General features: G+C 65.4%; 25 protein-coding genes. 20 read left to right on the top strand and 5 right to left on the bottom strand.

Annotated elements, in window-relative coordinates:
• Positions 1-9: 9 nt before the first annotated feature.
• The 8 genes from UIB01_RS02655 to dxs all read left to right on the top strand — a co-directional run bounded on the left by UIB01_RS02655 (position 10) and on the right by dxs (position 8892).
• Positions 10-1329: a lysine N(6)-hydroxylase/L-ornithine N(5)-oxygenase family protein gene (locus tag UIB01_RS02655; RefSeq protein WP_038656621.1), complete on the top strand. Its 1320-nt coding sequence runs from the start codon at positions 10-12 to the stop codon at positions 1327-1329.
• Positions 1326-2480 (top strand): MFS transporter, encoded by a 1155-nt coding sequence (locus tag UIB01_RS02650; RefSeq protein WP_038656619.1) that lies wholly within the window; start codon positions 1326-1328, stop codon positions 2478-2480. Before UIB01_RS02655 ends, UIB01_RS02650 begins: the two co-directional genes overlap by 4 nt.
• Positions 2477-3064: a GNAT family N-acetyltransferase gene (locus UIB01_RS02645; protein ID WP_038656617.1), complete on the top strand. Its 588-nt coding sequence runs from the start codon at positions 2477-2479 to the stop codon at positions 3062-3064. The genes UIB01_RS02650 and UIB01_RS02645 overlap by 4 nt, the downstream gene beginning before the upstream one ends.
• On the top strand, positions 3061-4869 hold the full coding sequence (locus UIB01_RS02640) for an IucA/IucC family protein (protein ID WP_038656615.1): 1809 nt from the start codon (positions 3061-3063) through the stop codon (positions 4867-4869). Before UIB01_RS02645 ends, UIB01_RS02640 begins: the two co-directional genes overlap by 4 nt.
• Positions 4853-5614, top strand: a complete 762-nt coding sequence (locus UIB01_RS02635) for a siderophore ferric iron reductase (protein WP_038656613.1) — start codon at positions 4853-4855, stop codon at positions 5612-5614. The genes UIB01_RS02640 and UIB01_RS02635 overlap by 17 nt, the downstream gene beginning before the upstream one ends.
• Positions 5615-5755: 141 nt before the next feature.
• A complete protein-coding gene (locus UIB01_RS02630; protein ID WP_003283056.1) occupies positions 5756-5998 on the top strand; it encodes an exodeoxyribonuclease VII small subunit in 243 nt (80 codons plus the stop codon).
• The gene (locus UIB01_RS02625) at positions 5998-6885 is read left to right on the top strand and encodes a polyprenyl synthetase family protein (protein WP_038665337.1); all 888 of its coding nucleotides are present in this window, start codon (positions 5998-6000) and stop codon (positions 6883-6885) included. The genes UIB01_RS02630 and UIB01_RS02625 overlap by 1 nt, the downstream gene beginning before the upstream one ends.
• Positions 6886-6993: 108 nt before the next feature.
• Positions 6994-8892, top strand: a complete 1899-nt coding sequence (dxs, locus tag UIB01_RS02620) for a 1-deoxy-D-xylulose-5-phosphate synthase (protein ID WP_038656611.1) — start codon at positions 6994-6996, stop codon at positions 8890-8892.
• A gap of 114 nt (positions 8893-9006) precedes the next feature.
• Here dxs and UIB01_RS02615 read toward each other — a convergent pair whose 3' ends face one another.
• A complete protein-coding gene (locus tag UIB01_RS02615; RefSeq protein WP_038656609.1) occupies positions 9007-9480 on the bottom strand; it encodes a LabA-like NYN domain-containing protein in 474 nt (157 codons plus the stop codon).
• A gap of 116 nt (positions 9481-9596) precedes the next feature.
• Here UIB01_RS02615 and UIB01_RS02610 point away from each other — a divergent pair, with 116 nt between their 5' ends.
• Both UIB01_RS02610 and UIB01_RS02605 read left to right on the top strand, forming a co-directional pair.
• On the top strand, positions 9597-10277 hold the full coding sequence (locus UIB01_RS02610) for a YciC family protein (RefSeq protein WP_038656606.1): 681 nt from the start codon (positions 9597-9599) through the stop codon (positions 10275-10277).
• 77 nt (positions 10278-10354) lie between these two features.
• A complete protein-coding gene (locus UIB01_RS02605) occupies positions 10355-10783 on the top strand; it encodes a VOC family protein (RefSeq protein ID WP_038656603.1) in 429 nt (142 codons plus the stop codon).
• Between the two features lie 10 nt (positions 10784-10793).
• Here UIB01_RS02605 and UIB01_RS02600 read toward each other — a convergent pair whose 3' ends face one another.
• Positions 10794-11624, bottom strand: a complete 831-nt coding sequence (locus tag UIB01_RS02600; RefSeq protein WP_038656601.1) for an SDR family oxidoreductase — start codon at positions 11622-11624, stop codon at positions 10794-10796.
• 83 nt (positions 11625-11707) lie between these two features.
• On the opposite strand from UIB01_RS02600, the gene UIB01_RS02595 reads away from it, so the two are divergent.
• The gene (locus UIB01_RS02595) at positions 11708-12523 is read left to right on the top strand and encodes a substrate-binding periplasmic protein (RefSeq protein WP_038656599.1); all 816 of its coding nucleotides are present in this window, start codon (positions 11708-11710) and stop codon (positions 12521-12523) included.
• A 2-nt stretch (positions 12524-12525) separates the two neighbouring features.
• Here UIB01_RS02595 and hrpB read toward each other — a convergent pair whose 3' ends face one another.
• Together hrpB and UIB01_RS23630 are read right to left on the bottom strand one after the other, a co-directional pair.
• Positions 12526-15048 (bottom strand): ATP-dependent helicase HrpB, encoded by a 2523-nt coding sequence (gene hrpB / locus UIB01_RS02590; RefSeq protein WP_038656597.1) that lies wholly within the window; start codon positions 15046-15048, stop codon positions 12526-12528.
• A 59-nt stretch (positions 15049-15107) separates the two neighbouring features.
• A complete protein-coding gene (locus UIB01_RS23630; protein WP_080695042.1) occupies positions 15108-15413 on the bottom strand; it encodes a hypothetical protein in 306 nt (101 codons plus the stop codon).
• A gap of 405 nt (positions 15414-15818) precedes the next feature.
• Here UIB01_RS23630 and pmcY point away from each other — a divergent pair, with 405 nt between their 5' ends.
• From pmcY to UIB01_RS02560, 5 genes are all read left to right on the top strand, one after another.
• Entirely contained in the window at positions 15819-16235 is a 417-nt protein-coding gene (gene pmcY, locus UIB01_RS02580; RefSeq protein WP_038656593.1) for a periplasmic Zn2+ metallochaperone PmcY, read from the top strand.
• 25 nt (positions 16236-16260) lie between these two features.
• Positions 16261-17151 (top strand): cation diffusion facilitator family transporter, encoded by an 891-nt coding sequence (locus UIB01_RS02575; RefSeq protein ID WP_038656591.1) that lies wholly within the window; start codon positions 16261-16263, stop codon positions 17149-17151.
• Positions 17152-17909: 758 nt separating this feature from the next.
• On the top strand, positions 17910-18389 hold the full coding sequence (locus tag UIB01_RS02570) for an Lrp/AsnC family transcriptional regulator (protein WP_038656589.1): 480 nt from the start codon (positions 17910-17912) through the stop codon (positions 18387-18389).
• Between the two features lie 164 nt (positions 18390-18553).
• Positions 18554-18946: a globin gene (locus UIB01_RS02565; protein WP_038656587.1), complete on the top strand. Its 393-nt coding sequence runs from the start codon at positions 18554-18556 to the stop codon at positions 18944-18946.
• A 175-nt stretch (positions 18947-19121) separates the two neighbouring features.
• Complete coding sequence (locus UIB01_RS02560) at positions 19122-19340, top strand: DUF2788 domain-containing protein (protein ID WP_003298283.1); 219 nt, start codon at positions 19122-19124, stop codon at positions 19338-19340.
• Between the two features lie 20 nt (positions 19341-19360).
• Here UIB01_RS02560 and UIB01_RS02555 read toward each other — a convergent pair whose 3' ends face one another.
• The gene (locus tag UIB01_RS02555; RefSeq protein WP_080695041.1) at positions 19361-19999 is read right to left on the bottom strand and encodes a pseudouridine synthase; all 639 of its coding nucleotides are present in this window, start codon (positions 19997-19999) and stop codon (positions 19361-19363) included.
• 290 nt (positions 20000-20289) lie between these two features.
• Between UIB01_RS02555 and urtA the strand changes: the two genes are divergently transcribed.
• The 4 genes from urtA to urtD all read left to right on the top strand — a co-directional run bounded on the left by urtA (position 20290) and on the right by urtD (position 25199).
• Positions 20290-21558: an urea ABC transporter substrate-binding protein gene (gene urtA / locus UIB01_RS02550; RefSeq protein WP_038656584.1), complete on the top strand. Its 1269-nt coding sequence runs from the start codon at positions 20290-20292 to the stop codon at positions 21556-21558.
• 145 nt (positions 21559-21703) lie between these two features.
• Positions 21704-23275: an urea ABC transporter permease subunit UrtB gene (urtB, locus tag UIB01_RS02545; RefSeq protein ID WP_038656582.1), complete on the top strand. Its 1572-nt coding sequence runs from the start codon at positions 21704-21706 to the stop codon at positions 23273-23275.
• A complete protein-coding gene (urtC, locus tag UIB01_RS02540) occupies positions 23272-24351 on the top strand; it encodes an urea ABC transporter permease subunit UrtC (protein ID WP_038656580.1) in 1080 nt (359 codons plus the stop codon). The genes urtB and urtC overlap by 4 nt, the downstream gene beginning before the upstream one ends.
• On the top strand, positions 24348-25199 hold the full coding sequence (gene urtD, locus UIB01_RS02535) for an urea ABC transporter ATP-binding protein UrtD (protein ID WP_003283036.1): 852 nt from the start codon (positions 24348-24350) through the stop codon (positions 25197-25199). Before urtC ends, urtD begins: the two co-directional genes overlap by 4 nt.
• Positions 25200-25353: the final 154 nt, after the last annotated feature.

Here is a 25353-nt window from a genome sequence, read left to right as displayed (position 1 = left end):
AGATCGCACATGGACAAGATGTATGACTTCATCGGTATCGGCATCGGCCCGTTCAACCTCGGTCTGGCCTGCCTGGCCGAGCCCATCGACGGGCTCGAGTGTCTGTTCCTCGACCGCGCCGAGGGCTTCAGCTGGCATCCCGGCATGATGCTCGACAGCGCCACCCTGCAGACGCCGTTCATGGCCGATCTGGTGACCCTGGCCGACCCCACCAGCCGCTTCAGCTTTCTCAACTACGCCAAGCAGGTCGGGCGGCTGTACGCCTTCTACATCAAGGAAGACTTCTTCCTGATGCGCCGCGAGTACAACCAGTACTGCCAGTGGGTGGTCGAGCAGCTCGACAGCCTGCGCTTCGAGCACTTCGTCCAGCAGGTCGACTACCTCGACGAGCGCCGCTGCTATCGGGTGCGCGGCGTGCACACGCGTAGCGGCGAGAGCTTCGAGTTCCTCACCCGCCGCCTGGTGCTCGGTACCGGCACCACGCCCTATCTGCCGACCTGCTGCGAGGCACTGGCCGAGCACGTCAGCCACAGCGGCAACTACCTGCAGGACAAGCCACGCCTGCAGGGCAAGCGCTCGATCACCGTGGTCGGCAGCGGCCAGAGCGCGGCAGAGATCTACTACGACCTGTTACAGGAGATCGACCGCCATGACTACCAGCTGAACTGGATCACCCGCGCGCCGCGCTTCTTCCCGCTGGAATACACCAAGCTGACCCTGGAGATGACCAGTCCGGAGTACATCGACTACTTCCACAGCCTGCCGCGCAGCACCCGGGAAAAGCTCATCGACAGCCAGAAGGGCCTGTACAAGGGCATCAATGCCACCCTGATCAACGCCATCTACGACGAGCTGTACAACCAGAGCCTCAAGGGCGAGGTACCGACTCAGCTGCTGACCAACGCCGAGCTGCGCCGCTGCCAGCGCCTGGGCGATGGCACGCTGGAGCTGGAATTCTTCCAGCACGAACTGGAGCAGAGTTATCGTCACCGCTGCGATGCGCTGGTCATGGCCAGCGGGTATCAGTACCGCCTGCCGCGCTGCATCCAGCCGATCGCCGAGCGTATCGCCTGGCAGGCACCGGAACGCTTCGCCGTGGCGCGCAACTACAGCATCGACCGCAACGGCGGCGAGGTCTTCGTACAGAACGCCGGGATGGTCGATCACGGCCTGGTCACGCCGGATCTCGGCATGGGCTGCTACCGCAACGCCTCAATCCTGCGCGAGATCTGCGGGCGCGAGCACTACGCGGTGGAAACGAAGATCGCCTTCCAGCAGTTCAGCCTGCCGCAACCGCTGACACCGCAGGGCGCGGTGGCGGCGCGATGACGCTGCGACGCGCGCTGATCGGCATGACGCTGCTGGCGGTGCTCGGCGACAGCCTGCTGATGCCGTTCTACCCGCAGTACTTCGCCGAGCGTTTCGGCGAGTTGCGCAGCGAGCAGGTCGGGCTGTACCTGGCCGCGGTGTGCCTGGTGGCGATGCTCGCCTTGCCGCTGTGGGTGCGCCTGTCCAGACATGCGCATCCGCTGCGCCTGCTGATCTTCGGCCAGTTGATGGCTGGGCTGCTGGCGCTGGCCTGCGCGGCGATCGAGCAACAATGGCTGTTCTGGCCGGTGTCGCTGACGATGATCGCCTTCAAGGCCAGCTACCTGCTGATGTACCCCTACGTGATGGGACTGGTGGGCGCCGACCAGCAGGTGCGCACCATCGGCCTGCTCTCGGTGGTGGTGCATCTGGGTGCGATTGCCGGCGCGACGCTGGGCGGCGGGGTGCTGCATTACCTCAGCCCGGCGCGGATGTTTGTACTGATGGGGCTGATGGATTTCGTGCAGATGGCCGTCAGCCTGCTGCTGTTGCGCCATGCGCCGCAGCCAACCCGGGTCGATGCAAGCACGCCACCACGGCCGCGCGGGGAGCACCTGGCAATCGCCCGGCTGTGCCTGCTGATGCTGGCGTTCTACTTCTGCATCTACCTGGCGCGGCCGTTCTTCACGCTGTACTGGGAACAGCTTGGCGGACCACAAGCCAGCTGGATCACCGGCCTGGTCTACGCCATTCCCGGAATGCTGGCGCTGCTAGCCCTGGCCCTGCACTACCACGCCGGCCAGCGACTGACCGCTTGGCTGCTGCTGGGCGCGGCCGGACTGGCACTGCAAGGCATCGAGCAGATGCCAACGGTGCTCGCCGGCCGGATGCTGTTCGGCTGGGCGCTGTTCCAGCTCACCGTCGCGCTGGATGCACGATTGTTCGCCCTCAGCAGGCCGGAGCACTACGGCCGCGACTACAGCCTGATCAACATCTTCCAGAACCTCGGCGTGCTCGCCGCCTCCTGGCTGGCCGGGCTGGTGGTGCGCGATGCCGGCCTCGCCGCGCCGTTCTTCCTGTCCGCCCTCGGCCTCGTTCTCACCGCCTGCGTACTGCGCTGGCTGCTGGTTTCAGCACCAGTCAGCGCGCCTCTCTGTGGAGCCAAATCATGAATACCGCTCTTTCCCGCGCGGATGGTCCGCGCTTCGTTCGCTACTGCAGGCTCGGCGCCATGCATTTCGAGACCGTGCAGGCCGAGCATCTGCCGCTGCTGCACGACTGGCTGCGCCGCGACTACGCGCGCTTCTGGGGCATGGGCCATTTGAGCCTGGCGCAGCTGGCCAATTACGTCGACGAGATCCAGCACAGCAGCCATCGCGACATTGCCCTCGGCATGTGCAACGGCGAGCCCGCGTTCCTGTTCGAGGGCTATCACCCAGCCCATGACCGCCTCGCCGATCACTACCAGGTGCGCCCCGGCGACCGCGGCATGCACCTGCTGCTCGCACCCTGCGAAAAGCCCGTGCACGGCTTCAGCCTGGAAGTCATGCGCAGCATCCTCGCCTACCAGTTCGCCGACCCGTTCGCGCGGCGCATCGTCGTCGAGCCAGATGCGCGCAACGCCAAGGTGCATGCCTTGAACCAGCGCGTCGGCTTCGTCTACCAGCGCTTGCTGCAGCTACCGGAAAAGGATGCCTGCCTGGCGTTCTGCACCCGCGCGCAGTTCCTCGCCACCCTTCAGGAGAATCCGCAATGAATCAGCTCGTGCACCTACCAACCGCCGCCGGCGACCTGGCCACCGAACACCTGCAGGCCGAACATTGGGCCCGCGCCAATCGTCTGCTGCTGAAGAAAGCCCTGGCCGAGTTCAGCCACGAGAAGCTGTTCAGCCCCGAGCCGCTGGGCGAAAGCCACTACCGCGTCGCAGTGCCGGACAGCTCGACCGAGTACCGCTTCAAGGCGCGACGGCTGGCGCTCGATCACTGGTCCATCGTTACCGACTCCATCGAGAAGCTCAGCGATGGCCAGCAACAGCCACTGGACGCGCTGAGCTTCATCATCGAGTTCGCCGACACCCTGGGCATCTCGGAAAACAACCTGCCGGTCTACCTCGACGAGATCAGCAGCACCCTGTTCGGCAGCGCCTACAAGCTCGCCAACAGCCCGCTGAGCGCCGCCCAGCTGGCCCTGGCGGATTTCCAGCAGATCGAGACAGGCATGCGCGAAGGCCACCCGGGCTTCGTTGCCAACAACGGACGGATGGGCTTCGATGCCCAGGATTACCGCGCCTACGCGCCGGAAGCGGCTAGCCCGGTGCGTCTGGTCTGGCTTGCCGTGCACCGCAGCCGCGCCAGCTACAGCGCCATCGACGGGCTCGACCAGCCGACCCTGCTGCGCGAGGAGCTGGGTGGTCAGCTCGACGTGTTTCATAGCCAGCTGCGAGCGCGGCAGCTTGACCCCGACGACTACCTGCTGATGCCCGCGCACCCCTGGCAGTGGCACAACATCCTCGCCATCGGCTTCGCCGCCGAGATCGCCAACCGGCAGATCGTCTATCTCGGTCTGAGCAATGACCGCTACCTCGCACAGCAGTCGATCCGCACCTTCTTCAACCAGAGCCAGCCACAGCGGCGCTACGTAAAGACCGCCCTGTCGATCCTCAACATGGGCTTTATGCGTGGGCTGTCGCCGTACTACATGCAGGCGACGCCCGCGATCAACGCCTACCTCGCCGAGCGCGTGGCCAGCGACCCGCTGCTGCGCGACTGCGGCTTCCAGCTGCTGCGCGAAGTCGCGGCGATCGGCTATCGCAATCCGTATTACGAGCAGGCACTATCGGCCAGCAGTCCTTATCGCAAGATGCTCTCGGCGCTCTGGCGGGAAAGCCCCTATGGCCACATTCAATCCGGCCAGCGGCTGATGACCATGGCCGCGCTGCTGCACAGCGACGGCGAAGAACGCGCCCTGCTGCCGACGCTGATCGGCGCCTCCGGCCTGACCGCCGACCGCTGGCTGCGCCGCTATCTCAACGCCTACCTGACGCCATTGCTGCACTGCTTCTACGCCCACGACCTGGTGTTCATGCCGCATGGCGAGAACCTGATCCTGGTGCTGGAAGACCATGTACCGGTGCGTGTGCTGATGAAGGACATCGGCGAGGAAGCGGTGATTCTCGATGCCGACGCGCAGATTCCCGAGGCCGTAGGTCGCCTGGCGGTATCGGTGCCCGACGAACTCAAGGTGCTGTCGATCTTCACCGACGTGTTCGACGGCTTCTTCCGCTATCTGGGTCAAATCCTCGATGAGCAGGTCGGCCTGCCGGAGCAGCGTTTCTGGCAACAGGTGGCCGACTGCATCGCCGACTATCAGGCCCGCCAGCCGCAGCTGCGCGACAAGTTCGCCCGCTACGACCTGTTCGTCGAGGAATTCGCCCGCTCCTGCCTGAACCGTCTGCAACTGGGCAACAACCGGCAGATGCTCGACCTGGCCGATCCGGCCGGTGCGCTGAAGTTCGCCGGCACCCTTAAAAACCCCGTCGCGCCCTATGCGCCGGAACGCTGAAACCCAATGGGCGGATGACGAGGCGCTGAACGACCTGCTGTTGCGGGTGCGCAACGCCCTGCCCGGACTGGACGGACGGGTTGGCTCGCCACGACCCGACGAGCTGATGCTGGATCGCCCGCAGTCGCTGGCCGCCCTGCTGGCGCACTGGCAGGCGGCGCATCCGGAAGCGGGCCGGCACTACTGGGCGGCGCGCTGCTGGACGCTATTGGTCTGGCAGCCCATCTATCTGCAGGTGCTGGCTGTGCAACTCGACGGCCAGTCACCCGAACTGGACGGTATCGCGCAAGGTATGCAGCAAGGTTTCGTCGCCGGTTTCTGCCTGCCAGCCCACCAGCCGCTGCATACCGACGCGCAACGCATGCTGCGCCACGCCGGGCAGCAGATCCGCCAGTTCTGCGCCCAGGCCCACGCGGCCTGCGGCGCGTTGCTCGGCCTGCATCTCAAGCTGGCGCAGCGGCTGGCGGCCGATTGCGTCATGGCCGCACTGCTGCATAGCCAGCGCCTCGACGGTTGCGGCAACCTGCAACTGTGCCGGCGCGCCGATGCCTGGCTGGATGCCTGCGCCATGCGCGGCGCCAGCGGCCTGCTGGCGGTGCAGCTGGGCGATGGCGGCACCCGTCTCGGCTTGCAGCGCAAGGCCTGCTGTCAGCACTTCCGCCGCGCCGACGGCGAGCTCTGCGACAGCTGCCCAAAGCTGACGCTTGCCGAACGGGAAAGGCGGCTGCGCGAGCTGGATCACTGAGCGGCTACGCGGGACGGCGGGCGTCCCGCCAGCCTACGCAGGTTGATACACATCACACCGACGAACCTTGTGGCTGCCGCGGGCGTTTCTTTGCTAATGTCGCGCCCGTTTCCGACTCGCCGCCGACGACAGGTTCCCGCCATGGCCCGCAAGAAAGCCGCACTCGATTTCGAACAATCCCTTGCCGAGCTGCAACAGCTGGTGGAACGCCTGGAAAGCGGCGAGCTGTCGCTGGAAGATTCGCTGACCTGCTTCGAACAGGGCATCGGCCTGACCCGGGACTGCCAGGCGGCGCTGAGCCAGGCCGAGCAAAAGGTACAGATCCTGCTGGAACGCGACGGCAGCCTGCAGGAAGCCCCGTTCGAGTCGGACCCCGAAGCATGATGATCGGCGACTACCAGAAAAGCTGTCAGCAGCGCGTCGACGGCTGCCTCGAAACCCTCTTCATACCGCCACTGCCGCAGCTCGACCGCCTCTATCAGGCCATGCGCTACAGCGTGATGAACGGCGGCAAGCGCGTCCGCCCGCTGCTCGTCTATGCCGCCTGCGAAGCACTCAATGGCGACAAGGCAGACGCCGACGGCGCCGCCTGTGCCGTCGAACTGATCCACGCCTACTCGCTGGTGCACGACGACCTGCCGGCCATGGACGACGACGACCTGCGCCGCGGCCAGCCGACCACGCACAAGGCGTTCGACGAGGCCTGCGCCATCCTCGCCGGCGACGGCCTGCAGAGCCTGGCCTTCGAGGCCATGGCCGAGGCCAAGCGCAATCCGCAGGACGCCGCGCTGCGCCTGCGCATGTTCGCCGTGCTGGCCCGCGCCGCAGGGCCGGCGGGCATGGTCGGCGGCCAGGCCATCGACCTCGGTTCGGTCGGCCTCAAGCTCGATCGCGACGCGCTGGAACTGATGCACCGGCACAAGACCGGCGCACTGATCGAAGCCAGCGTGCAGCTCGGCGCCCTCGCCAGTGGCCGCGCCGACGCCGACAACCTCGCCTCGCTGAGCCAGTACGCCCGCGCCATCGGCCTGGCCTTTCAGGTCCAGGACGACATTCTCGACGTCGAAAGCGACACCGTGACCCTGGGCAAGCACCAGGGCGCCGACATCGCAAGGGACAAGCCGACCTACCCGGCACTGCTCGGCATGGACGCGGCCAAGGCCTACGCACTGGAGCTGCGCGACCAGGCGCTGCACGCGCTGCGCCCGTTCGATATCGCCGCCGAGCCGCTGCGCGAGCTGGCGCGCTACATCGTCGAACGACGCAACTGAGCCTTTCGCTGAATTAGCAGTCAAACCCGTACCGGACCCAGGGCCGTTCTTATCGAAGGACCCTTCGGGTAAACTGCCGCTCTTTTTTCAACAACAATGATCCGCCTGATGCCCAAGACTTTTCACGAGATTCCTCGGGTTCGCCCCGCGACGCCCGTTCTTGACCGAGCGGCGACCCCCGAACAGCTGCGCCGACTGGGCGAGGCGGAACTCGAAGAGCTTGCCAACGAATTGCGCCAGGAGCTGTTGTACAGCGTCGGCCACACTGGCGGGCACTTCGGCGCCGGCCTCGGCGTGATCGAACTGACCATCGCCCTGCATTACGTCTACGACACGCCGGATGACCGGCTGGTGTGGGACGTCGGCCATCAGGCCTATCCGCACAAGATCCTCACCGGGCGCCGCGAGCGCATGGCCACGCTGCGTCAGAAGGACGGCCTGGCCGCCTTCCCGCGCCGCTCAGAGAGCGAGTACGACACCTTCGGCGTCGGTCATTCCAGTACCTCGATCAGCGCCGCCCTGGGCATGGCGGTCGCCGCCCGTCTGAAAGGCGAGCAGCGCAAGTCCATCGCGGTGATCGGTGATGGCGCACTCACCGCCGGCATGGCCTTCGAGGCGCTCAACCACGCCCCGGAAGTCGGCGCCAACATGCTGGTGGTGCTTAACGACAACGACATGTCGATCTCGCGCAACGTCGGCGGGCTGTCCAACTACCTGGCCAAGATCCTCTCCAGCCGCACCTATTCGAGCATGCGCGAAGGCAGCAAGAAGATCCTCTCGCGCCTGCCGGGCGCCTGGGAAATCGCCCGCCGCACCGAGGAATACGCCAAGGGCATGCTGGTGCCGGGCACGCTGTTCGAGGAGCTGGGCTGGAACTACATCGGTCCCATCGATGGCCACGACCTGCCGACGCTGATCGCCACCCTGCGCAACATGCGCGACCTCGACGGCCCGCAGTTCCTCCATGTAGTGACGAAGAAGGGCAAGGGCTTTGCCCCGGCCGAGGCCGACCCGATTACCTGGCATGCGATCAGCAAGCTGGAACCGGTCGGTGCGCCGCCGGCGCCAAAGAAGCCCTCCGGGCCGAAGTACTCCAACGTGTTTGGCCAGTGGCTGTGCGACATGGCCGCCGCCGACCCGCGCCTGACCGGCATCACCCCGGCGATGAAGGAAGGTTCGGACCTGGTGGCCTTCAGTGAGCGCTACCCGCAGCGTTACTTCGATGTCGCCATCGCCGAGCAACACGCGGTGACGCTGGCGGCCGGCATGGCCTGCGAAGGCATGAAGCCGGTGGTGGCGATCTATTCGACCTTCCTCCAGCGCGCCTACGATCAGCTGATCCACGACGTCGCGGTGCAGAACCTCGACGTGCTGTTCGCCATCGACCGCGCCGGACTGGTCGGCGAAGACGGCCCGACCCACGCTGGCAGCTTCGATCTGTCCTACCTGCGCTGCATCCCCGGCATGCTGGTGATGACGCCCAGCGACGAGAACGAGATGCGCCGCATGCTCACCACCGGCTACCACTTCGAAGGCCCGGCGGCCGTGCGCTACCCGCGCGGCAGCGGCCCCAACGCAGCCATCGAACCCGGGCTGGAACCGCTGGAGATCGGCAAGGCCGTGGTGCGCCGTCAGGGCAGCAAGGTGGCGCTGCTCGTGTTCGGCGTGCAGTTGCCCGAGGCGCTGCTGGTCGGCGAAAAGCTGGATGCCACGGTGGTCGACATGCGTTTCGTCAAACCGCTGGACGAAGCCCTGCTACGCGAACTGGCGGGCAGTCACGAGCTGCTGGTGACAGTCGAGGAGAACAGCATCATGGGCGGCGCCGGCAGCGCGGTGGCCGAGTTCCTGACTGGGGAAAGCGTCCTCAAACCGATGCTGCATCTGGGCCTGCCGGACTACTACGTCGAACACGCCAAACCCAGCGAAATGCTCGCCGAGTGCGGCCTGGATGCCGCCGGCATCGAAGCGGCCGTACGCAAGCGGCTTGCGGCGCTCGGCAAAGCCTGACGTCGTTTTGGTGGATGGGTGGAGCGTCATCCACCCTACGTCTGGCGCGCCCGTAGGGTGGAAAACTGCGAAGCATTTTCCACCAGCCAACGCCTCGACCACCTCCTCCCATACTCAGCGCAACAGCAGATCACCCTCGATCGGCACGTAACGCGTTGCGGCGCGGATCAGCGATTGCGCGGTGAGCCCCGGCACGCCATAGGCGGTCGCTTCAGCGCCACCGGCCCGCACCCGTTCGAGCAGCAGGTCGAAGTCGCCGTCGCCGGAAGCCAGCACCACCTCGTCGACCCGTGCCGCTGCGTCCAGCACGTCGATGGTGATGCCCACGTCCCAGTCGCCCTTGGCCGAGCCGTCGCTGCGCTGGATATAGGGCTTGAGCTTCACCGTGAAACCCAGATTGCGCAGGATCTGCTGGAACTGCTGCTGGCGCGCATCGCCGCGCTCGATGGCATAGGCATAGGCTTCGACGATGGTGCCGCGGCGGCTGACGTCGGCCCACAGCGCCGCATAGTTGAAGTGGCAGCCATGGGCCTGACGCACGGTGTAATAAAGGTTCTGCACATCGGCGAACAGGGCGATCTTCTTCACGCGGCAGCCCGAGTCTGGAAAGGGCGAACAGTATGGACGGCGAAATCGCGCATGTCCCGCCCTTGCCGCATCCGTTACAGTGGCGCCCCGAAACGATCCCTCACCTTCGGTCTGCAATGAACGTTCTTGCCATCCTGCGCGACGCCTGGTTCTTCTACTCCCGCCACTTCCTGACCATCGTCCGGCTCTGCCTGCCGCTGATCCTGCTCGAAAGCATCGCCCGCCTGGCGCTCGAGCACTCGCTCGGCAAGGATGCACCGCCCGCCCTGGACCTGCTGGTGGGCCTGATCTTCTACCCGCTGTACGTTGGCGCGCTGATCCTCTATCTGGACGCACGCAGCCGGGGCCATGACCCGGCGCTGCGCGCGGTCTATGCCCGGGCCCTGCCACTGTGGCCGGCGCTTGCGGTGCTCTCCGGACTCGGCTCGCTGCTGATCCTGCTCGGTGCCTCGCTGTTCGTGCTGCCCGGCATCTGGGTGATGGTCAGGATCGCGTTCGCCGAGTACCTGCTGGTACTGCGCGGCCTGTCGCCGTTGGCAGCGCTGAAGGAGAGTTTCGTCCTCACCCGCGGACATTTCCTGCTGATACTCGCCTGCGTGATGACCGTGCTGTTGCCGATCTGGATGCTCGAAGTCTGGATCGCCGCTCAACTATTCGCCGAACAGACGCCGCCGCTGTTGCCAGCAATGCTGCTGGATGCCGTTGTCGGCCTGCTGCAATTGCTGCCAACGATCATGCTGTTCCGCTGCTTCATGCTCTGCACCGCGCCGCCGACGCGCCAGCCGGACAACGACTGAGCCGCCTTCCGACCGGGGTTCAGGCGAGGTCCGCAGAGCCTGCTAGGCTTGCTCCGGCCACATCAGGAGACAGCGCCATGGCTGAGCAGAACCCAAGCATCCTTTCGCACATTTCTCTGGGCAGCAATCGCTTCGACGAAGCGGTCGCCTTCTATGACCAGGTGCTCGCTACCCTCGGTTGCAAGCGCATCCTGGAACACCCCGGCGCGGTCTCCTGGGGCCGCGAATATCCCGAGTTCTGGATTCAGCGGCCATTCGATGGCGGCACCGCGTCGGTGGGCAACGGCACGCATGTGGGCTTCTTTGCCGCCGATCAGGCCGCGGTGGACGCCTTTCACCGTGCCGCGATAGCAGCCGGCGGCATTGACGAAGGCGCGCCCGGCCCGCGGCCCGAGTACGGCGAGCCCTACTACGGTTGTTTCGTACGCGACCTGGACGGGCATAAGGTCGAGGCGGCGTATTGGGACGCCGCGCTGATGCAGCAGCTTTACGGCACGCCAGGCTAGTCGAGGCAGGTCACGACGCGCGGCTGCCCAGCAGCCGCGGCAACAGCAGGTTCTGGTACAGCCGCGGGAAGCAGCGGGCCAGCAGTCGGGCCTTCCAGTCGAGATTGGATAGCACCAGCAGGCGCTTGCGGCGCAAGGCGCCCTGATAGATCGCTTCGGCCACGTCCTGCGCCGAGGCTACCCGACCGATATCCAGCACCGGAGAAGGCGCCGTGGAGCCATCGCCGACCAGCACATGTTTGCGCAGGTCCGTGGCGGTATAGCCGGGACACACCAGCATGACGCTCACTTCGGTATCACTCAGCTCGCCGCGCAGCGTTTCGAACAAGCCGTGCAATGCATGTTTGCTGGCGTTGTAGGCCGCGCGATTGGGCACCGGGGCGTATTGCGACAGTGAGCTGAGCACGATGATCTGCCCACCGCGGGCGACCAGGCTGGGCAGCGCGGCCTGGGTGCAATGCAGCGCGCCGTAGAAGTTGACTGCCATGACCCGCTGGAACACCGCCAGGCTGGTGCTGGCCACCGGGCTGCGATGGGTGATGCCGGCGTTGTTGATCAGCACATCGATACCACCGTAGCGCTCCACCACCAGCGCCACTGCACGCTGCACCGCCTCGGCATCGCTGACGTCACAACACAGACCCAGCGCCTCGGCGTTGTGGTGGTCCGCCAGGTGCTGCACCAGCCCGTCCAGGGCATCCTGTTGCAGATCGAAGATCACCAGCCGCGCCCCCGCCTGTGCCATGCGCACCGCCAGCGCGCGGCCGATGCCGGCGCAGCCTCCGGTGATCACCACCAGCTTGCGGTCGAACACCTTGCGATCGAATACCTTGCGCTGCATGCCGTTCTCCTGATTGGCGCATTCTTCACCTGTTGCTCTGAGCATAGGTCGATATAGGCAGACATTCCTCACACCGCAACAAGATGGCGCATGGACAACCGGGCATCGCCTGCGCATCCTTGCCGGAACAGCGCAAGGCAGCGATCGATCCATTGAAAGCACTTACTTATCTAGCCCTGGCTGCGGTCCTGGGCGCCCCTGCCGTCGCCATGGCCGACCCCGTTCCGCAGCGAATTCTCAATATTGGCTATTACGAGTTCGCCCCTGCCATCTACACCGACGCTCACAGCACGGCACGCGGCGAGCTGGCTGAACTGACCCGCCGTGTAGCGCGCCAGGCTGGTTATGGCGTGCGCTTCCGCCCATTGCCCAGCGCGCGGCTGTATGCGGCGCTTGAGAATGGCAGCATCGATCTCTGGCCCGGCGCCCGAGGCAAGCCAGAACTGGCAGCGCATACGCTGGAGGGTCGACATACCCTCAGCCAGATCAACCTCAATCTGTACCACCGCACAGGCACCCCAGCGCCGCGGATTCCGCAAGATCTTGCTGGCAGATCGCTGATTCTGATCGGCGGCTACAGCTACTGGCCGAACGTCAATGCACTGCTCGACGATCCTCAACTCAACCTGCGCCTGCTGCGCACCAGCAATCATCTTTCTGCCGTGGAAATGCTGCGCCGCAACCGCGGCGACTTCCTGCTCGATTACCAGATCCCGGTAGAGCAGGCCCGGCAACGGCTACAGATGGATGCGCTGCCCTACCAGCGTCTGGCCCAGGTGCCGATTCACTTCATCGTTTCGCGACATGCGCGCGACGCCGAGGCCGTCGTGACCGCACTGGACGAGGCCTACGAAGCGCTGCGTACGGCGGGCGAGGACCTCAGCCTGCCATCGGACTGAGCCTACTGTCCGCGTGGCTTTGCTCGCGCGGTGGGCTCGGCGATCAGCGGGTCATCCGGCCAGTAATGCTTGGGATAACGCCCCTTCAGATCCTTCTTTACCTCGGCGTAGGTGTTCGCCCAGAAACTCGCCAGATCCTGGGTGACCTGCACCGGGCGGCGCGCCGGCGAGAGCAGGTGCAGCTTGACGACCTGCCGGCCGCCGGCGATGCGCGGGGTGTCGGCCAGACCGAACAGTTCCTGCAAGCGCACCGCCAGCACCGGCGGCTGCTCGCTGTAGTCGAGGCGAATGCGTGACCCGGATGGCACCGTTATCGCCATCGGCGCCTGCTCCTCCAAGCGCTGCGGCAGCGGCCAGGGCAGCAGTGTGCCGAGCATCCCGGCAAGATCGAGCTGGGCGAAGTGCGCCAGCCGCGTAACCTTGTCCAGATAGGGCAGCAACCAGTCTTCCAGCCGCTCCAGCAGCGCGGCATCGCTGACGTCCGGCCATTCGCTGTCATTAGCGGAAGTCAGATCGAGCTGACGCAGCAGGCCGATACGCGCCTGCCACTGGCGCAGCTCCGGTGTCCAGGGCAGCAGCTCCAGACCCTTGCGTCGCACCAGACCGAGCAATGCGCGACCGCGCGCCTCTGCGTCAAGCGAGGGCAGCGGCTCACTACTCAGCACCAGCTCGCCGACCCGGCGCTGTCGCTCGGCACGCAGCACACCCTCACGCTCGTCCCATTCCAGCTCGTCATGCAAGGCGACCTGCTCGGCCAGCGGACCATCGAACAGCATCGGGTCCAGCGCCACGGCGCGGTAGATGCGCTCCTCGCGCTGGCCCTGATGGCTACCCAACTCGGCGATCACCAGCCAGCTCTCCTTCATCAGCGGGTCCGGCTCACCGAACAATGCTGCGCGACCATTGGCCAGGCGATAGCCACCGCCACCTTCCCGACGTTGCCGGGCGACCCGGTCTGGATAGGCGAAGGCGAGCAGCAACGCCAGGGCGTGCTGCTCGTCAAACTCGGCGGTGGCAGCCGTCGAGGCACTGCGCAGCAGGCCGCGGAATTGCCGAGCCAGCTGGCGCACGCGCTGCACCCCAGCGCCGCGACCATCCTGCAGCTGATGCAGGCGCAAGGCGAGATCGGCACCGTCGCGCTGGCCGCCGCGCTGGAGATCGCGCTCGACCAACAACGCCGCAATATCGGCAGCCAGCGCAGCCATGCCCATGGCCTGGCCGCGCAGCAGCATATGCGCCAGGCGCGGATGTGTCGGTAGCTCGGCCATGGCCTGGCCGTGGCGGGTCAGCTGCCAGCCGCCGTGATCATTGCGCAGCAGCGCGCCGAGGCGTTCGAGCAGGGCTTGGGACTGGGCATAAGCCGCCGCTGGCGGACGGTCGAGCCAGGCCAGCTCGCCCGGTTCGACACCCCAGCGCGCCAGCTGCAGCGCGACACCGGCGAGATCCGCCTGGAGGATTTCCGCCTCGCCATAGGCCGCCAGCTGAGCGTGCTGCTCTTCGGACCACAGCCGATAGCACACCCCTGGCTCCAGACGCCCGGCGCGACCCGCGCGCTGCGTGGCCGAGGCGCGGGATATGCGTCGGGTCTCGAGGCGCGTCATGCCGGTACCGGGATCGAAGCGCGGCACCCGTGCCAGGCCGGCATCCACTACCACGCGCACGCCTTCGATGGTCAGGCTGGTTTCGGCGATGTTGGTCGCCAGCACCACCTTGCGTTTGCCTGCTGGGGCCGGCTCGATGGCCGCGCGCTGCTGCGCCAGTTCCAGCTCTCCATGCAGCGGGCAGAGCAGGATGTCGCTACGTCCTGACAGCTGATCGGCGAGCGCCTCGTTGACCCGGCGGATCTCGCCCTGCCCCGGCAGGAACACCAGTACGCTGCCCGGCTCGTCTTCCAGCGCCTGCAGCACCGTCTGCACCACGCGCGGCTCGATGCGCTCGCCCGAAGCAACGGCGCGACCCCAACGCTGCTTGACCGGATGCATGCGCCCTTCGCTGCGCAGCACCGGCGCATCGTCGAGCAACGCCGACAGACGTTGCCCCTCCAGCGTTGCCGACATCAGCAGCAGCTTCAGCGGCTCGTCGCGCAGCAGCTGCCGCGCGTTGAGCGTCAACGCCAGGGCCAGGTCGGCGTCCAGGCTGCGCTCGTGAAATTCATCGAAGATCACCAGGCCGACGCCTTCCAGCGCCGGGTCGTCCTGCAGCCGCCGCGCAAGGATGCCCTCGGTGACGACTTCAATGCGGGTGTTCGGGCCGACCTTGCTGTCCAGGCGGATGCGGTAACCGACCGTCTCACCAACCCGCTCACCCAGCTCGCTGGCCAACCGCTCGGCCGCAGCGCGGGCGGCGAGCCGGCGCGGTTCGAGCATGACGATGGACTGCCCCGTCAGCCAGGCTTCGCCGAGCAGCGCCAGCGGCACGCGGGTGGTCTTGCCGGCGCCGGGCGGCGCTTCGAGCACGGCCTCGTCACGCGTTTGTAGCGCCTGGCGCAACGCCGGCAGGACTTCGTCGATCGGTAGGGAATTCATGGGTACTCGTTTAGGGCTGACGACTCAACAACTGAAGCGTCCGCCCTAAACTGGGCGCATCAGTTGACGCTGTAGCCGCGTCCGGTCAGGCAGGCGCCGAGGCCGCGTTTATAGGTATCGGCGACGCTTGCCGCCGGCGCCGATTGCGCGCTGGCCGGGTCGAACCCGCTCTGACTCACAGCCCAGGTGTGGCATTCGTAGCGGTCGCGGCTTTGCTGCTCGGCACTCTGGCCCTTGGCCGGATAGGCGATGACATCATATCGCGTGGCTTCGCTGGTCGGCAGCGGAGGCTGGCTGACCGGCTCGTAGACATTGCGCTCGGCGTTCCACAGGTAGTAGGTCCCGGCGGCCATGAAATACAGCATGCTGCCGATCCAGATCTCCCGCGCCCCGGGTGGCAGGCCATGACCATGACGTGGCCCCGGCGCGTGGTAAGGCCCTGGTCCGCCTGGCGCTCGGTGGATACCTGGGCCCGGTCCCGGTCCGGGTGGAGCGGCAAACGTTGTCGATGCGATGCAGAGTGAGAGACACGCGCCGAGCGCCATGCGCGGCAGTGAGCAGGACATGATTGACCTCCGGGATGGGATGGATTCGCAGCGCGATTATCTGCCCGGTCCGCTCAACTGATCGTCAAGCCAGGGTAAGGCCTGGGTAAAGCCGATGGCGGGCGACACCCAACCCACCGAACACCCGAGCATTTGGCATGGTCTGATGTCGAGAAAACATCATCCAGCCCTTGTATAGTTGCGCCACTTTTCCAGGAGGTCTTTATGCGTACTCGTAACCGAATCATCGGCGGCGTGTTGGCCGTTTCCCTGTTCACCCAGCTGACCGCTTGCGGCACGCTGTTCTATCCGGATCGCCGTGGCCAGATCGAAGGCCGCATCGACCCAGCCATCGCCGTGCTCAATGCCGTCGGCCTGCTGTTCTATGTCATTCCCGGGCTGATCGCCTTCGGCATCGACTTCGCCACCGGCGCGATCTACCTGCCCGACAACCAATACTCGATGGCGCCGGAAAAACTGCAGGAAGCCATCGGTGCTGATGGCCAGATCGACCAGGCGCGCCTGAAAGCCATCATAGAGAGGGAAATCGGCCGCAGCCTGCCGCTGGACGACCCGCGTCTGATCCAGCACAACGGCAGCATGGAGCAGCTGGCAGCGTTCGGTCTGCGCCCCGCAGCCTGATGACGAAAACGGGTAGCAGCCACTGATGAGCATCAACCGCGACCACGCCCGGCTCATGCGCCGGGCCACCGCTGCGGCGTTGGCGACGGCAATCCTGCTGGCGCTGAGCAAGGCCGTGGCCTGGTGGCTGAGTGGTTCGGTGAGCCTGCTCGCCGGCCTCACCGATTCGCTGCTGGACGGTGCCGCCTCGCTGCTCAACCTCCTGGCGGTGCACTACTCGCTGCGCCCAGCCGACGACGACCATCGCTACGGCCATGGCAAGGCCGAGGCGCTGGCCGGGCTGGGCCAGGCGGCGTTTATCTGCGTCAGCGCCATTCTTGTAGGCGTGCAAGGTATCGACCGCTTGCTGCACCCACAGCCGCTGGGTGCGCAAGGCGTGGGCATCGCCGTGATGATCTTCTCGCTGCTGATGACCGCCATCCTGCTGAGCTACCAGCACCATGTGGTCAAGCTCACCGGCTCCACCGCAATCCGCGCCGACTCGCTGCACTACCGCTCCGATCTCTTGCTCAATACCAGCATCCTGCTCGCCCTGGTGCTGGCCAGCATCGGCTGGGAGCGACTGGACGCAGTGTTCGGCATCGGTATCGCGCTGTACATCTTCTGGAGCGCCATCACCATCGTCCGCGAAGCCGGTGCGGTGCTGATGGATACCGAGCTGTCTCCGGAAATCAGCGGTGATATGCAACAACTGGTTTGCCAAGTGCCCGGCGTGCATGGCTGCCATGACTTCCGCACCCGTATTTCCGGCACCCGCTGGTTCGTGCAGATGCATCTTGAGCTGCCCGGCGAGTTGCCGCTGTCGCAGGCGCATGATCTGTGCGTGGCGGTGGAGAACGCAATTCACGATCGCTATCCGAATGCGGAGGTGCTGGTGCATGCCGATCCGCTTGAGGTGGCGCCGCCGAAGCGGTGATTGGAGTTTTCGGATTCCGTTTCCAACGGCCGATTTTTTGGCGCTGTCTGATGGCTTCGTTTCGCCGTAGGGCGATCAGCAACGCCAGGTCGCTTCGTTTAGTTCAGCCATGCACGGCGTCACAGGCAACGCCAAACGCCCCTTCAGGACGCCGAATGGAATCGCTGCGCAGAGGGCGAGCGGCATGGATGCCGCGAGAAAACTAGGCGTCCCCCCGTAAAGGGCCGTGGATGGCCCTTGCGCGGCGACCCTCGGAGCTGCGACGGAATGAGGGGAGTCGAGCGCAGCGAACCGGGGACGCCCAGTCCGGACGTAGGGGCAAGACTTTTTGGTTCCCTTTTGGCGGGGCCGGCCATCCGGGCGGCTGCCAAAAGGAACTCGCCCAGCAAGGCGAAACCAAGCCATCAGCCGACTCGACAACCGGCTTTGGCTCGACACCCAAACCACCACAACGCCCACAACGAAAAAGACCACGCCTGGGCGTGGTCTCTTCGATTCGTCTGGCCGATGGTAACGGCTGCTTCGCGCGGCGCCTCGTGAGCACCGGGGGCCCGGACCGTCGGTCTTGGTAAGACCTTCGGTGGTCGCGGCGGGGATACTGCGCCGCGTCCGTTTCTGCCGGGGGCTGAAGTTGAGATAAAGCTTACGCCTCGAAACCCGGCAGAGGATTGCGAAGATTGCTAAAACAATCATTACTTGCGCAACTAAAGCTCGCCAATCCATCATCTAACGCAACCCACAGCCTGACGAAACCTTAAATGAGCAAACTCGACCGCTACGACCTGCGCATCCTTGCCGAATTGCAGCACGACGCCCGCATCTCCAATCAGGAGCTGGCCGAACGTATCGGCCTGTCGCCCTCGCCCTGTTCCCGCCGGGTCAAACAATTGGAAGACGATGGTTACATTGCCCGTCAGGTCGCCCTGCTCGACCGCAAGAAGCTCGGCCTGACGCTGACCGCGTACGTCCTGATCGGCATGGACCGGCACACGCCGGAGCGCTTCGAGCACTTCGAAAGCGTGATCGGCAAATGCCCGGAGGTGCTCGAATGCAGCCTGGTCACCGGCATGGATGCCGACTATCAGCTGAAGGTCGTGGTGCCCGACATGGAGCACTACCAGCAGTTTCTGCTCGGCACCCTGACGCGCATCGAAGGCGTCTCCAGCGTGCGTTCCAGCTTCGTCTTGCGCCAGGTGGCGTCGAGCACCGAGCTGCCGCTGGAGCATTTGCGCAGCTGAGACTTCGTTCACAGCTTGCACCCGCACATTTCGCAGGGTTACTGCCTATAATCCGCCCCCTTCTGCACCGCCCCGCATACGGATGATCCCGGCCGGGGCGGACCGCCCATCGCCTGCTCACCGGCGGGCCTCGCTGCAAAATGCCCTCGTGCAAGGGAATGCCCATGAAAGACACCAACCGCGTCATGCAGAGTTACGGCCGCTGCTGCGCCAGCCCCGACTTCTTCGATGATTTCTATACCGCCTTCCTCGCCAGCTCGCCGGCGGTGCGCGAGAAATTCGTGCGCACCGACATGACCGCGCAGAAACAGCTGCTGCGCGCCGGCATCCTCAACCTGGTGCTGTTTGCTCGCGGCATGCCGGATACCAAGCTCCGCGCGCTGGGCAAGAGTCATTCACGCGAGCAGCTGAATATCCACCCGGAACTCTATGACCTGTGGATCGCCGCGCTGCTGAAAACCATCGGCCAGCACGACGGGGATCTGGAACAACAAGACCTGCAGGCCTGGCGCACGGTGCTGAACAAGGGCATCGACGTGATCAAGGCCGGCTACTGAGCGCAGGCGAGACATTTCGCCGCACCTGCGCCCGGCCTACTCGATTCGAACGCTTTCGGAGCACGACCGTCCAACCAGCGGTGGCACACGCGCCACTCGCTGGCGGCGTATACTGCGCCGCTTTCGCGCCCGGCCCGCCACGGGCGCATTCGTCGAAGTCAATCAGGAGATCCCTGTGGAGCCCGAAGTTTTCGAAAAGTGGATGATGATCGTGCTCGTCGGTGGGCTGATGGCCTTCATGGCGTTCATCATCTGGGACCTGGCCAAGAAGTCGAAGGCCGGCCGCCTCGGCACCGCCATCCTGTTTCTCGGTTTAGGCCTGTGTCTGTTCGCCTTTCTCGCCAAGCCGGTCATCGGTTACGTCATCGAAGTCACTCAGGGCATCCCGCACTGAGTTGACGCACCAGCCGGCGCCTACAGTTGCGCCGGCACTTCCCGCCACTCGCCCGGCTGCAGGCCGCCCAGTGTCCATGGGCCGATGCGCACGCGCACCAGGCGCAACGTCGGCAGCCCAACCGCGGCTGTCATGCGCCTGACCTGGCGATTGCGTCCTTCGCGGATCACCAATTCCAGCCAGCTGGTCGGCACGCTCTTGCGAAAACGCACCGGCGGGTTGCGCGGCCATAGCTCGGGCTCTTCCAGCTGCCGCGCTTCGGCGGGCAGAGTCATGCCGTCATTGAGCTCGACGCCATCGCGCAAACGCCGCAACTGCTCGGCGGTGACCTCGCCTTCTACCTGTACCCAGTAGGTCTTGGGCAACTTGTGCTTCGGGTCGGCGATTCGCGCCTGCAAACGGCCATCGTTGGTCAACAGCAACAGCCCCTCGCTGTCGCGATCCAGCCGCCCGGCCGGATAGACGCCAGGGACCGAGACGTAGTCCTTCAAGGTCGCGCGGCCATCGGCATCGTTGAACTGGGTGAGCACGTCGAACGGCTTGTTCAGCAGCAACAAGCGCGGTTCGGCGGGCGGCGCTTTGGCGACCCGACGCGGTACTGGCGGGCGCGCGGTTCGTGCAGGCGGACGCGAAGAAGGAGAGCGCGGTGGACGGGGCATGGCGACGGGTCTCGATGCGGGCCGGCCATGCTAGAAGTGACGCCCGGCAGCCGCAAGTGGCTGAATCCTGCTGTGCGGCACCGAAATCGGGCAAAGCGGCCTCTAGCAGTGCACCACGCGTCTCTGCGTGCACCAGCATGGCCCACCGCGAATGCCGCCCAGTCATCGGCTGATCGGCGCAAAGCCGCGCCGCTGCGCGCTTTGCGCCATTTGGCACGGATGCTGCGATTGCTCCTGGTGTTCCGATGTTTTCAGCCCACAGTTGCGCACGGACAGCCAAGGAGCCCCAAATGAAACGCCGTCCTCTGATCAAGACCACCCTCGCCGCCAGCGCCCTGATGCTCAGCGGCCTGTTTCCGTTCACCCTGCAAGCCGCCGAGACCATCAAGGTCGGCATCCTGCATTCGCTGTCCGGCACCATGGCCATTTCGGAAACCTCGCTGAAAGACATGGCGCTGATGACCATCGACGAGATCAACGCCAAGGGCGGCGTGCTCGGCAAGCAGCTCGAGCCGGTGGTGGTCGACCCGGCGTCCAACTGGCCGCTGTTCGCGGAAAAGGGCCGGCAGCTGCTGACCCAGGACAAGGTTGCGGTGACCTTTGGTTGCTGGACGTCTGTTTCGCGCAAATCCGTGCTGCCGGTCTATGAAGAACTCGACGGCCTGCTGTTCTACCCGGTGCAGTACGAAGGCGAAGAGCTGTCGCCCAACGTCTTCTACACCGGCGCGGCGCCAAACCAGCAGGCCATCCCGGCCGTCGAGTACCTGATGAGCGAAGACGGCGGCAGCGCCGAGCGCTTCTTCCTGCTCGGCACCGACTACGTCTACCCACGCACCACCAACAAGATCCTGCGCGCCTTCCTGATCAGCAAGGGCGTACCGGAATCCAGCATCGAAGAGGTCTACACCCCCTTCGGTCACAGCGATTACCAGACCATCGTCGCCAACATCAAGAAGTTCTCCGCCGGCGGCAAGACCGCGGTGGTGTCGACCATCAACGGCGACTCCAACGTACCGTTCTACAAGGAGCTGGCCAACCAGGGCCTGGATGCCACCGATGTGCCGGTGGTGGCCTTCTCGGTCGGTGAAGAAGAACTGCGCGGCATCGACACCAAGCCGCTTGTCGGGCACCTGGCCGCCTGGAACTACTTCCAGTCGGTGGAAAACCCGGTCAACGAAGCCTTCGTCAGCAAGTGGAAGGCCTACGCCAAGGCCAAGAACCTGCCGGGCGCCGAAAAGGCGGTGACCAACGACCCGATGGAAGCCACCTACGTCGGCATCCACATGTGGGCGCAGGCGGTAGAGAAGGCTGGCAGCACCGACGTCGGCAAGGTTCGCGACGCCCTCGCCGGACAGACCTTCAAGGCCCCGAGCGGCTATACCCTGACCATGGACGAGAAGAACCACCACCTGCACAAGCCGGTGATGATCGGCGAGGTCCAGGAGGACGGCCAGTTCTCGGTGGTCTGGGAAACCGAAAGCCCGGTCCGCGCCCAGCCGTGGAGCCCCTACATCCAGGGCAACGACAAGAAGCCGGATTACGCGGTGAAGTCGAACTAAGCGCTGTTTTCGTTGCGGTGGATGGATATGCGCCATCCACCGTCAACTGAAGCGGGTCCGTAGGGTGGATGACGCTTTTTTCATCCACCTGTCGACACCCACAAGCTCCATCAAGAGAGCTCCGGGGTCCCTGGGGAAAACACGAATGAACACTGCCCTGCACCGATTATTGCTGCTGCTCCTACTGGGTCTGCCCTGGGCAGCCCAGGCCGGAGACGCGGCCGACTACGCCAAGGCCAGCCCGGCCAAACAGGCCAGGCTGTTGGAAAGCTGGGCCGCCGCGCCCGCACCTGAACGGCTGCCGTTGATCGAAGCGCTGCGCGCCAATCGCGTGGCCATCGACCAGCACAAGACGCCCTTTATCGAGGAAAACGGGGCCTACCGTGCCCTCGAAGGTGATGCCGAGCCGGTCGGCACGCCGAAGAAGCTGCGCCTGAACAACCGCCTGCGCGGCCTGCTCAACACCGCACTGGCCAGCCATCAGCTGTTCGCCGAAGACACGGCCCAACGCCTCGCCGCGGCCAAACGCTTGCAGCGCAGCGGCCAACCGGAACAGCTCGAGCTGCTCCAGCAGCGCCTGGACGTAGAGGAAGATGCCGCCGTCAGCGAAGCGCTGACCCTGGCGCTGGCCAACCTGCAGCTGACCGCGAGCGACCCCGCAGTACGCCTCGCCGCAGTGCGCCTGCTTGGCGAAACCGGTGCGCCATTGGCGCGGGTACGGCTGGAAAACCTGCTGGCCGACGAGGCGGAAACCGACGCAGGCGTACGCAAGGCGGCGGAAACCAGCCTGGCCCAGGTCAAGCGCAAACTGCTGATCGGTGAACTGCTCGGCCAGGCGTTCAGCGGTCTGTCGCTGGGTTCGATCCTGCTGCTCGCCGCCCTCGGGCTGGCGATCACCTTCGGCCTGCTCGGCGTGATCAACATGGCCCACGGCGAGATGCTCATGCTCGGCGCCTACACCACCTACATGGTGCAGGTGCTGATGGCGCGGCTCGCGCCTGAAGCCCTCGCCTTCTACCCGCTGGTGGCGCTGCCCGTGGCCTTCTTCGTCACCGCTGCGATCGGCATGGCGCTGGAGCGCACGGTGATCCGCCACCTCTACGGCCGCCCGCTGGAAACCCTGCTGGCGACCTGGGGCATCAGCCTGATCCTGATCCAGCTGGTACGGGTGCTGTTCGGCGCGCAGAACGTCGAGGTCGCCAACCCGGCCTGGCTGTCCGGGGGCTGGCAGGTGCTGCCCAACCTGGTGCTGCCGTACAACCGCATGGTGATCATCGGCTTCGCGTTGTTCGTGGTGCTCTTGACCTGGCTCTTGCTGAACAAGACGCGCTTGGGCCTGAACGTGCGCGCGGTAACGCAGAACCGCAACATGGCCGCCTGCTGCGGCGTGCCCACCGGACGCATCGACATGATGGCCTTCGGGCTGGGTTCCGGTATCGCCGGCCTCGGCGGCGTAGCGCTGAGCCAGATCGGCAACGTCGGCCCGGACCTCGGCCAGAGCTACATCATCGACTCCTTCCTGGTGGTGGTGCTCGGCGGTGTCGGCCAGCTGGCCGGCAGCATCTTCGCCGCCTTCGGCCTCGGCATCGCCAACAAGATCCTCGAACCGCAGATCGGCGCCGTGCTGGGCAAGATCCTCATCCTCGCACTGATCATCCTCTTCATCCAGAAGCGTCCGCAGGGACTCTTCGCTCTCAAGGGGAGGGTCATCGATTGAACCAGCCACTTACCCTCACCGCCGCGCAGAAAGCCGGGCCAAAACTCACCGCCGTCGCCCTCGGTATCGCTCTGGTCGTGTTGCTGGCCATGCCACTGCTGCACCTGCTGCCGGCCGAGCATGCCCTGCACGTTTCGGCCTACACCCTGACCCTGGTAGGCAAGATTCTCTGCTACGCCATCGTCGCCCTGGCGCTGGATCTGGTCTGGGGTTACGCGGGGCTCTTGTCCCTCGGCCACGGCCTGTTCTTCGCCCTCGGCGGTTACGCCATGGGCATGTACCTGATGCGCCAGAGCGCCGGTGACGGCCTGCCGGCCTTCATGAGCTTCCTCGCCTGGAACGAGCTGCCCTGGTACTGGTACGGCACCTCGAGTTTCCTCTGGGCGATGTGCCTGGTGGTGCTGGTGCCGGGCGTACTGGCCTTCGTGTTCGGGTTTTTCGCCTTCCGCTCGCGGATCAAGGGCGTGTACTTCTCGATCATGACCCAGGCGCTGACCTTCGCCGGCATGCTGCTGTTCTTTCGCAACGAGACAGGCTTCGGCGGCAACAACGGCTTCACCGATTTCAAGACCATCCTCGGTTTCTCGATCTCGGCGCCGGCGACCCGCGCCACGCTGTTCTTCGCCACTGTCCTCCTGCTTGTTGGCAGCCTCTATCTCGGCTGGCGCCTGGCGCGCAGCAAGTTCGGCCGGGTGCTCACCGCCCTGCGCGATGCCGAGAACCGGCTGATGTTCTGCGGCTACGATCCGCGCGGCTACAAGCTGTTCATCTGGACGCTGTCGGCGGTGCTCTGCGGCCTCGCCGGTGCGCTCTACGTGCCGCAGGTCGGCATCATCAACCCCAGCGAGATGGCACCGACGCAATCCATCGAGGCGGCCGTCTGGGTCGCCCTCGGCGGACGTGGCACGCTGATTGGCCCGTTGCTTGGCGCCGGCATCGTCAACGGCATGAAGAGCTGGTTCACCGTGGCGTTTCCCGAATACTGGCTGTTCGCCCTCGGCGCGCTGTTCATCGTCGTCACCCTGTACCTGCCTAAGGGCGTCATCGGCCTTATCAAGCGGAGGGGCGAAGAATGAAAACCGTACCCTGCAGCGCCGTCATCGACGGCTTCGACCCCACCGGGGGTGGCCTGACCCGCGATGCCATCGGCCTCGGCCGGGTCGCCGAGAAGGGCCTGGATGTACGCCATGGCACCATCCTCAGCCTGGAAGACATCAACGTCAGCTTCGATGGCTTCAAGGCGCTGACAGACCTCAGCCTGTACATCGGCGTCGGCGAGCTGCGCTGCATCATCGGTCCCAACGGCGCCGGCAAGACCACCATGATGGACGTCATCACCGGCAAGACGCGCCCCACCAGCGGCAGCGCCTGGTTCGGCGAAACCCTGGACCTGACCCGCATGAGCGAGGTGGACATCGCCCAGGCCGGCATCGGCCGCAAATTCCAGAAGCCCACGGTGTTCGAAGCGCTTTCGGTGTTCGAGAACCTGGAGCTGGCGCAGAAGACCGACAAGTCGGTGTGGGCGAGCCTCAGGGCCAGGCTTTCCGGCGAGCAGAAGGACCGCATCGACGAAGTGCTGGAGACCATCCGCCTCGGCCAGTCGCGTCATCGCCCGGCCGGGCTGCTGTCTCACGGGCAGAAGCAGTTCCTTGAGATCGGCATGCTGCTGATGCAGTCGCCGCAGCTCTTGCTCCTCGACGAGCCGGTGGCCGGCATGACCGATGCCGAGACCGAATTCACCGCCGAGCTGTTCAAGTCCTTGGCGCGCAAGCATTCGCTGATGGTGGTCGAGCACGACATGGGCTTCGTCGAGACCATCGCCGACCACGTCACCGTGCTGCACCAGGGCCAGGTGCTGGCCGAGGGTTCATTGCAACAGGTGCAGGCGGATGAGCGGGTGATCGAGGTGTATCTGGGGCGGTAGAGCGGCTCGCAGGGGGAATAAGGCCGGCTTGATCCATCAATGCCATTCCACGGTGGATGGGTAAAGCGTCATCCACCCTACGCGCGCCGAACGCCCATGCCCGCATCATCACAAACCTAATCGTAGGGTGGATAACGCCAGAGGCTTATCCACC

The sequence above is a fragment of the Stutzerimonas decontaminans genome (assembly GCF_000661915.1).
Taxonomy (GTDB): domain Bacteria; phylum Pseudomonadota; class Gammaproteobacteria; order Pseudomonadales; family Pseudomonadaceae; genus Stutzerimonas; species Stutzerimonas decontaminans.
This window is presented reverse-complemented; position numbering and strand designations above follow the sequence as displayed.